General features: G+C 73.3%; 1 protein-coding gene. It reads left to right on the plus strand.

Annotation, left to right across the window (positions count from 1 at the left end):
- Nucleotides 1-332 (plus strand): sensor histidine kinase (locus ACYVE9_RS30160; protein WP_461031031.1); only part of this gene is annotated, 332 nt, incomplete at its 5' end.
- Nucleotides 333-599 lie beyond the last annotated feature (267 nt).

The raw sequence follows: 599 nt of genomic DNA on the forward strand, positions 1-599 counted from the left end.
GGCGCTTCCCCGAGGCCGTGGAACGCGCCGCCTTCCGCACGGTGCAGGAGGGCCTGACCAACGCGCGCAAGCACACGCCGGGCGGCCGGGTGCGCGTGTGCCTGACGGAACGTGAGGGACTGCTGTGCGTGGAGGTGCACACCGGCCCGCCCGCCAGGAACGCGGAGCTGCCCGCACTGCCCGGCGGTGGGCACGGCCTGGTCGGCCTCCGCGAACGCGCCCAGCAGCTCGGCGGCACGTTCACGGCCGAACCGGCCCCGGACGGCGGCTTCCTGGTCAGGGCCGAGCTGCCCACCCGCCCCGGCGGGCGGACCACCTTCTTGTCGCACTAACCGCCTACTCCTGTAAAGGACGGAATCAGGACGGCGAAGGAGTTAAGGATCACCACCCCGGGAGAGTCCAGGCAGTAGCCGTAGGAACTCCGACCGAACGGGAGATGGTGCGGGTGTCGCCGCAGTCGCCGTACGCAGTGCGCGCATTGGCCGCAGGACGGACCGCCGCGGTGCGCGTCGCCCGAGCCGCCGAGACGCGAGCCCGGAACGCCGTGACGCCAGCGCGGGCCGTCATGGCCGGAGCTCGGAACGCCGTGACGCGAGCCC

This window comes from Streptomyces sparsus, from assembly GCF_054776295.1.